Consider the following 7523-nt stretch of genomic DNA (forward strand, 5'->3'; position numbering starts at 1 on the left):
ACCGGCATGCTGCAGCACCTGCACGCATACGCCTCTCCACTCCCATGAAAGCCACACGCCTCCTCGCCGCTGCATTCATCCTCACGGCCGCCAGCCTGCATGCCCAGGTACAGCCAGCACGAGTGCCCGTCCGTGTGGGGCAGTCCCTCGCGCCTGCCAGCACCACGCCCACCCTGAGCACCAACTACCGCCTGACGCTCACCGCCAAGTCCGGCGACAAATCCCTCGGTGCCGTCTCCCAGCTCACGTGCTCCACCGGACTGGAGGTCTCCGGCTTCCTGGACAAGCCCCAGGAGGACAGCATGCCCGCCACCACGCTCTCTCTGCACGGCAAGATGGCCGAGCAAGAAGATGGCACGCTGCTGGTCACGTATCACTTTGGCCTGAGCGTGCCGGTGGTATCGAGCACCACCACGTCCGCACCTGCCAAGAGCAAGGACGCCGCCGGAGACAAAGCCGAGCCCGCACCCCAGACCACCGTTTTCTCCTTCCGAGATCACTCCTCCAGCGGCGCGCTGCGCGTGCGGCCCGGCCGCAGCTATGAGCTGATGACGATGGCCGGCGTGGCCTACACCCTCACCATCAGCGCAGAGCCACAGAAATAAATAAATCTGTGGCCGCTCAGCATCGCAGCGCCAGTCTCCACCCCGCCCCACCGCCCCTCTTACCGACGCCGATGAAACCCTTCCCGCTCATCCCCCATGCCCTGGTGCTGACCCTGGCCGCCGGTTTCATGCAGGCAGAGGCGCAGGCGCAGACCAACGCACCTGCGCTGCGTCCGGTGCTGCCTCGCGTCTCCCCTGCGCAGGAAGCAGAGGCACCCCAGCTCACGGCCAACTACCGCATCGTCATCAGCGCCGCCGCCGGGGAGCACAGCCTGGGAGAGATCTCCACCCAGACCTGCTCCGCCAGCTTTCAGATCAGCGGCAGCCTCTCCACGCTGCAGGAGGCGCAGCCGGACGACGCAGCCATCTCCCTGCGCGGCGATTTCTCCGAACAGGCAGACGGCACGCTGAAGCTGAGTTACGCCCTCACCTCCAACGCACTCGTGCCCAGTTCCCAGGTGGGCAACCCGGGCACCGCGAATGTGCAGACCACCTACCGCAGCACACGACACGGAGGCTCGGGCATGCTGCTGCTGAAGCCAGGGCAGAAATACGAGCTGATGCAGGTCTCCGGCGTGGCCTACACCCTCTCCATCACCCCCATCGAGACCTGGCCCGCCGCCAAGCCCAAGGCCACCACACCCGCCAGCAAGGACTCTGCCGAGGCTGGGAAGGAAAGGCCTTCGTATACGGAGCGGGACGGCCCCGACCCCGAGATGCGCAAACAGTACGAGTCGCTCTCTGATGCCGCCAAGGAGAGATTCCGCAATCGCATGCGGGAGCTGTTTCCGCAGATCAAGGAACTGCCCGCCGAAGAGCGCAGGGCACAGGTGCGCAAGCTGTTCGATAAAGTACTGGCCGAGGACAAAGCCGGGACGAAGTAAGCCCTTATTGATTGAAGCCGGGTCTATTTCGGAGCCGGTGAAAGTTCGGCTCTGAAGAAAAGACTTGGTGTTCAGTCGGGGACTTCAAGGCAAGTCAAGCAGCCAGTGCTTGCATGCCCGCCATACGTAGGATGGGTGTGGCGACAGCCCGCCCGTCCACCAGCGTACGGCAAGCACCACGGCGTAGGAAGGCGCTGATGGTCGGGCGGTTTGGCGGAGGGGGCGGTCGAGCAGGCGTGTACTCTCGACGCCAAACACACCCAACCTACGACAGGAGTGCCAACACGCACCCGCACCACTTCATACCACGAGCTGCTATTCAGCAGCCGACAGGGGCTCGGGCACCCAAAACAGAGGGGCGCGCACCTTTTGGTACATTATTTTCACAAACACGGTTGACTTTTTCCAAAGTGTCCCAACGACATTACATCTTCACGAGATGAACTGCGGAAAACCTGTGGTGCATCCGGGGAGATGATCAAAACCAAAAACAAAACAAAAGACAACATCATACCCGGACATACCATGAAAACACACGAAAACACCATCGCCGCCAAAGCCGAAGCCAGCGCAGCCGCCAGCGCCGAACTGATGGAATACCTCAGCCCCGGCCAGCTCTGCGAAATGCTGGGCGTGAGCCGCCGCACGCTCGTCAACTGGGAGCGCAAGGGCCTCGTGGTCCCCACCATCCATGTGGGCCACGTGGTGCGCTATGAGCTGGACCGCGTGCTGGCCTCCCTGAAGGCCAGCCACCCGTACGCCGGCGCAGCTGCCGCAGCCCCCGCCCCGGCTCCCACGGCCCCGGCAGCCCTGGACCGCGCCGCCTGATACCACACCCTACCACGCAGCGGCACCCAACCGCCGCTGCGTGTGCAGGGTCGGCGCGCCTGATCATCAGTCCCGCCACACCCGGCACACACACGTGCCACCAGCGCCATCTACGCGCCACCAGCTTCGTCCTCGTCCTCCTACTCGAACTCGTCCTCGATCCTTCCGCTCCCACGCCACCCATACACGAGGTCGCGCCCAGCGCCAAGTAGCCCTGTTCCTGTGGAACAGGGGAGCGCTTTCAAGACCAACCAGCACACGGACCACCGCATCCCTTTGATCCAGCGGAGCACCCCTTGTTGCACAACAACAAGGCTGCCATCCAGAGCTCCCGCAACATATCTCCTTTTTCGTTCCTTCGTCCATCCAGCTCCCTGCGACCCACCGTGATCGAGGACGAGTAGGAGAACGAGGAGGAGGACGATTCCCAGCCACACCGCACCCGCTTTCCCCTGCCCCATCATGAACACGACACACAGCTCCACAGCATACCACGTTATACCAGCCTTGAAAGACCGCCTGCGCATCCCGGAGGTGTGGCAGGTGCTGGGGCTGGAGGGGCAGCCCTCCCTGCGCTGCCGCTCGCCCTTCCGCCCGGACAGGACGCCCTCCTTTTCCATCTACGATGGCGGGCGGCGGTGGAAGGACTTTGGCACCGGGCAGAGCGGCGATGTGATCGACTTCATCGCCACCGCACGGCAGCTCACCAAAGGGCAGGCGCTGCGGCAGTTTTTGGAAATCTCCGGCGTGCCGCAGCACACGCCGCCATCCTCAGGAAAAAAGCAGCCGCGAGCCACCCCGGCGCGCAGCGTATCGCAGCCCGTGGCAGCCGCCAGCACCATGCGCCCCACCAGCGCACCCGGCGGCACGCCATTGCCAGCCCCTCCCGCCACCGCAGACGATGCCCCCGGCGCGGTGCGTGTACCGCTGCAGCGTGGCACGGAGAAAGACTGGCAGCAGGTCGCGCAGTCGCGCCGCATCACCCAGGAGGCCGTGTCCCTGGCGCTGGGGCTGCGCACGCTCACCTTTGGCATCGTGCAGGGGTTTCAGTGCTGGATCCTCACCGATGCCGCCCAGCGCAGCGCCGAGGCCCGGCGGCTGGACGGCCTGCCCTTCCCCGAGTGCGGCACGCTGCACACGCGCAAGGCCCACACCCTGCGCGGCTCCAGCAAGAGCTGGCCCCTCGGCGCGGCGGTGCTGCGCACGGTGCCGCAGTTCCGCACCCTCCTCATCGTCGAGGGCGGGCCCGACTACCTGGCCGCGCTGCACTTTGCCCATGAGCTGGAGCGCTGGGACGTCCTCCCCGTGGCCATGCTGGGCCGCAGCACCGGAGGCAGGATCGCCGACGAGGCGCTCGATCTCATGCGCGGCCGCCGCGTGCGCATCTACCCGCATGCCGATGCCGACGGCGGCGGAGTCAAAAGCGCCCAGGCCTGGGCCACCCAGCTGCACCGGGTGGGCTGCGAGGTGGACCTCTTTGACTTCGGCATCCTGCACCGCGCCGACGGCCTGCCCATCAAGGACCTCAACGACTGCACCAGCGGCCTCGATGAAACCTCCGCCGCCATCGCCCGCCGCCACCTCTTCCCCAAGCCCGACCTCGAGGTGCACCCGCCTTTTTGAATCCTCCTCTTCCTCCTACTCTTCCTCCCTCTGAGGAGCGGGACTCGCAGACGCCTCTCCAGCTCCACCAAGCCTCCAGGGAGGAGGAGCAAGAGTAAGAGGAGGAGGAAGACAGCTCAATTTTAGGACATACCATGTCCTAATACCCAAGAAAAAGAAAAACAAACAACGACAATGAAAACAAACGAAGACCAAGAAACCGCCCCGCAGATCGACATCGAAAACATCCAGGCCGCACGGCCCTTCACGCCCACCGCCGCAGACCTGGCCCTCTACGAGCGCATGCGCGGCTACAGCACCCTGCCCGCAGGCACCGCCACCCACACCCTGGGCACTGGCAGCCCCGCGCCCGCAGCAGCCACACCGCCGCCACCGCGCCCGCCGCTGGCCCCGTATGTGCTCACCGCCCTGCAGCTCAAGCACATGAAAATCCCCAAGCGCCCCGCCCTGCTGGACCGCTGGCTGTGCGAGGGAGATCTGGGCTACATTTTCGCCCCGCGCGGCGTGGGCAAGACCTGGATGGCCATGTCCCTGCCACGCGCCATCTCCCAGCGCACCCCGCTGGGCCTGTGGGCCGCTGGCAGCAACCCATCTTCCTCCTCCTCCGAAGGCCTTCGGAGCTCGCAGAGCGAAGGAGGCTCCGAGAGCACCGCAGACACCACCACCTCCACGCTGGATCTCGATCCCCCGCCCAGCGGCGCAGACGCCTGCGTGCCCGTCCTCTACATCGACGGAGAGATGTCCATGGAGCTGACGCAGTACCGCTCCAACGGCCTGCAGATGGAATACAGCGGCGTGCAGTACCTGCACCACGAGCACCTCTTTGAAAAAGGGGCCAGCACCGTCAATATCGGCGAGGCCGAAGACCGCCAGCGCATCACCAACCTCATCCTGGAGTCCGGCTACCGCGTCCTCATTCTGGACAATCTCAGCTCCCTGGCCAGCGGGGTGGATGAAAACAAAGGCATGGACTACGAGCCCATCTCCCACTGGCTGCTCGACCTGCGGCGTCGCAAGATCACCGTCATCGTCGTGCACCACGCCGGGCGCAATGGGGCCATGCGCGGCCACAGCAAGCGCGAGGACGCCTGCGCCTGGATCATCGAGCTGCGCGACGCCCGCCAGGACGACGAAAAAGGAGCCAAGTTCGTCAGCCACTTCACCAAACCCTCCCGCAACACCGGCGACCCCCTCCCCGACCTCCTCTGGCACTACACCAGCGATGAGCAGGGAAATACGCATATCAAGTGTGAACTGGCGGTCAATAGTGACTACGAACAATTCATCCAGCATGTCATGGATGGAGTGACGAGTCAGAAGGACATCGCAGAGCTGATGGACAAAAACAAAGGCACGATAAGCAAGTGGGCACGTCGCGCCTTGGATGAGAGGCGTATCAGCGGTGGCGTTCACAAGCTGCTGCCACCCAAGACCGTCGGCAACATGAGTGTCAAAAGCCACTACGATCCCGACGAAGACGACAGTGATGAGGACGCGGAATAGCCTCTCCATGTCCGACCCCGGACACCATGGTTGCCGGTTGCCCACCCTAAGAGTGGCAACCGGCAACCATCCTTTATCGGGCTCTCATTTGGGGGCGAACAGGATAGCACTGCGTGGCATGTCATTGCAGCCAGAAGCACAATTGATCCAAAATGACACCCCAACTCCCGGCAACCATGAGGGGATGTTTGGTTGCCGAGCTTTCCGCTTTATCAAAACGCATGAGCGGCATTCTGAGCCCATCATTATCAACCTCGCGGCATCACCAACGGATCCACTGGAAACTCGACCCCCGGAGCGATCTTGACAGCGAAGGCCACGGCGTCTGCATAATTGGTGAAGTCTTTAATATGCTCGATGAGACCAGCTTTATTCACGCCGTAGAGCGCCAGAATAGAAGTCTCATACTCGGGGTCTGATGGATCATCGCCATAGCACATAGGCTCGAAAGCATCATCCCCACTCAGGCAGCGCAGGGTTTGAATGCGCCAGTGGGTGAATGGCGAAGCTGGCACGGGGTTGACCACTGTGACATCAAGAGGCAGGCGCGGCTCATCCTGATAATGCAACGGCAGCAGCAGATTCATGGCCACAAGCGGGCAGTCTTCAGCATCAAAGTGTTTCAAGTCTTCCAAGCTCATACGCTGAAGACAGGCGGCTCCAAACTTGTCCTCCAAGAGGTATGGCCAGACCTCATACATTTCATCAAAGGCCACATGTTTGCAGGACCATTCCTCAAACAAGCAGGCGATGCGCATCAGTTCTCGGAAGAACTGATCCAGACCGTTGAAGGCATCGCTGAGATCGAATTTCTCCATTTTGGCGGATTGTTCACAAGCATCACGCAAAGAAACCGCACAGGAAAATACAGCCGCAGGATCAAGGGAGTCGTTTTTGAAAATCATGGCTTCCCTGCAACGTGCAGGCGCTTTAGTTTCCTGGCATGTCCGCACGAAAAATCTGGACCCGCCCCGAGCTGCTCATTCTTCTGAATGTGTACCACAAGCTGCGCTTTGGGCAGATGCACGAGCGCCAGCCGACGGTGATCGCTCTAGCCAAGAAGTTTGAGCGCACGCCGGGCAGTGTGGCCATGAAACTGTGCAACATGGCCTCTCTGGACCCAGCGCTGAAGCTGCGCGGCATCAAGGGACTGAGTGGTGCCAGCAAACTGGATGAAACGATGTGGCAGGAGTTTCATGCAAATCTGGGAGAGAGTGTGCCCGCCAGTGAGGCTGCGCTGCGCGAGCTGATGAAGGCGGGGCCGGAGGCCGAAGTGGAGGTGCTGCCCAAGCAGGGCATCCGCATCATCAAGCCCCCGCCCTCAGGTCCTACCACGACGACCAGCACCGTGAGTGTGCGTCTAGGGCAGGACTACTTTCGCAATGCGGTCCTAAATAACTTTGGCGGCAGATGTGGTGTGACCCAGCTCGGGGTGCGAGAGCTGCTCATTGCCTCTCATATACTGCCATGGGGCACACATGCGGCAGAGCGTTTGAATGTGCGCAATGGCCTGTGCCTCTCCCGGCTGCACGATGCTGCGTTTGATCGTTATCTGATTTCATTTGATGACCAAATGCGTCTGCTGCTCTCCAAACGCCTGCGCAGCGAGCTGCCTCAGCGTGCGGTGCAGGAGAGCTTTGCAGCGTATGAGGGCTGTGCCTTGGAACTGCCAGAAGACTCCGTGCTGCCAGATCCCGCTTTCATGGCTGAGCATCGGAAGAAGTTCCAGATGATGTAATTTGGCGCTCACTGCTGCAAGGTGACGCACCACGAGTGTAAAAGATCTTCATTTTCTTTTTTTACGCAGACTTCCCACTGATCATCAGGCAGTGGCATCACGCTGAACCACTGGCTGGCATGCACCAGCAGGCCGCAGAGCGCCATTGCACGAGTCTCGCCACATAGAGTGGCCTGGACGGTTCGGAAGTGCGATGAATCCTGCACTGGAGCATGTGTTCTCATGCCAGCACTATTGACGATGCGTCTAGGTCGTGTTTGAAAACCTGTCGATTGGCAAATTGGGTGCATCGAGGCAAGAAGACATGTCGATGAAAACCCAACGCTTTGCATGGTGGGAGCC

The 7523-nt window shown here is 62.0% G+C and carries 8 protein-coding genes; 6 read left to right on the forward strand and 2 right to left on the reverse strand.

Annotated elements, in window-relative coordinates:
* Positions 1 to 44 precede the first annotated feature (44 nt).
* The 5 genes from HNQ65_RS14380 (at position 45) to HNQ65_RS14400 (ending at position 5443) form a co-directional block, all read left to right on the forward strand.
* On the forward strand, positions 45 to 605 hold the full coding sequence (locus HNQ65_RS14380) for a hypothetical protein (protein ID WP_184340247.1): 561 nt from the start codon (positions 45 to 47) through the stop codon (positions 603 to 605).
* 71 nt (positions 606 to 676) lie between these two features.
* Positions 677 to 1489 (forward strand): hypothetical protein, encoded by an 813-nt coding sequence (locus HNQ65_RS14385; RefSeq protein ID WP_184340249.1) that lies wholly within the window; start codon positions 677 to 679, stop codon positions 1487 to 1489.
* A gap of 525 nt (positions 1490 to 2014) precedes the next feature.
* Positions 2015 to 2317, forward strand: coding sequence for a MerR family transcriptional regulator (locus HNQ65_RS14390; RefSeq protein ID WP_184340250.1), 303 nt, complete (start codon positions 2015 to 2017; stop codon positions 2315 to 2317).
* 462 nt (positions 2318 to 2779) lie between these two features.
* The gene (locus HNQ65_RS14395) at positions 2780 to 3940 is read left to right on the forward strand and encodes a CHC2 zinc finger domain-containing protein (RefSeq protein WP_184340252.1); all 1161 of its coding nucleotides are present in this window, start codon (positions 2780 to 2782) and stop codon (positions 3938 to 3940) included.
* A gap of 174 nt (positions 3941 to 4114) precedes the next feature.
* Positions 4115 to 5443 (forward strand): AAA family ATPase, encoded by a 1329-nt coding sequence (locus HNQ65_RS14400; protein WP_184340253.1) that lies wholly within the window; start codon positions 4115 to 4117, stop codon positions 5441 to 5443.
* A 248-nt stretch (positions 5444 to 5691) separates the two neighbouring features.
* Here the strand turns inward: HNQ65_RS14400 and HNQ65_RS14405 are convergent, their stop codons facing one another.
* Positions 5692 to 6348: a hypothetical protein gene (locus tag HNQ65_RS14405; RefSeq protein ID WP_184340255.1), complete on the reverse strand. Its 657-nt coding sequence runs from the start codon at positions 6346 to 6348 to the stop codon at positions 5692 to 5694.
* 38 nt (positions 6349 to 6386) lie between these two features.
* Here HNQ65_RS14405 and HNQ65_RS14410 point away from each other — a divergent pair, with 38 nt between their 5' ends.
* A complete protein-coding gene (locus tag HNQ65_RS14410; protein ID WP_184340257.1) occupies positions 6387 to 7181 on the forward strand; it encodes an HNH endonuclease in 795 nt (264 codons plus the stop codon).
* Positions 7182 to 7189: 8 nt separating this feature from the next.
* On the opposite strand, the gene HNQ65_RS26575 is transcribed toward HNQ65_RS14410, so the two are convergent.
* Positions 7190 to 7523: hypothetical protein (locus HNQ65_RS26575; protein WP_221306164.1), on the reverse strand; the 334-nt coding region annotated here is incomplete at its 5' end.

Origin of the sequence: Prosthecobacter vanneervenii, assembly GCF_014203095.1 — a bacterium.
Classification (GTDB): domain Bacteria; phylum Verrucomicrobiota; class Verrucomicrobiia; order Verrucomicrobiales; family Verrucomicrobiaceae; genus Prosthecobacter; species Prosthecobacter vanneervenii.